Source organism: Aquimarina acroporae (assembly GCF_023195925.1).
GTDB classification, from domain to species: domain Bacteria; phylum Bacteroidota; class Bacteroidia; order Flavobacteriales; family Flavobacteriaceae; genus Aquimarina; species Aquimarina acroporae.
This window is the reverse complement of sequence record NZ_JALPRE010000047.1, coordinates 1-656: the sequence shown is the minus strand read 5'-3', so window position 1 is coordinate 656 and position 656 is coordinate 1. Positions and strand designations below refer to the sequence as shown.

The window sequence follows — 656 nt, the reverse complement described above, 5'->3', positions numbered from 1 at the left end:
TCATTGGCGACTACTAATTTTAATGTAGAGTTGTTCGATGGTTTAGGCAATGAGTTATTTAGTGGTTTGTTTATGGGTTCCAATGGTCATGCCCGGGGTAATATAAAGATAGATTCAAATTGGGAGTCTGGTGATTATTATATTCGTGTTTCTACGAATTGGATGAATAATTTTATAGAGAATGATGCCTCTGTATCTAAGATCAAGCTTATTAACTCTGAGCGTTTGGTTGATAGGCCAGCGGATAAGATAGGTTATGATTTTCAGTTATTACCAGAGGGAGGTCATTTGGTATCAGATACAGAGAACACTGTTGGATTTAAGTTGGTCAATGCACAGGGTTTAGGCGTTACTTTTGATGAAGGTTTTGTACTAGATGAGGCAGAGAAAGTAGTTGTAGCGTTTTCCTCGAATAGTTTAGGTATGGGCAAGTTCGATCTTACTCCATTATCGGGTAAGGAGTATCGAGCAAGAGTTATCTTAAAGGGAGGCGAAGAGGTTAGTGGTGTATTACCAAAAATTAATACCAAGGGATTGTCTATTCAGGTGGATAATGAGCAAAAGGATTCGTTACAACTTACCTTAAACACGAATAGAGCTACGTTACGTACTATCAAGAGTCAGTTGTATTATTTATTGGTACATCAGAACCAGCG

At 38.0% G+C, this 656-nt stretch carries 1 pseudogene; it reads left to right on the top strand.

Annotated elements, in window-relative coordinates:
- Positions 1 to 656 (top strand): annotated as a pseudogene (locus M0D21_RS22940) (hypothetical protein); the annotation flags it as partial.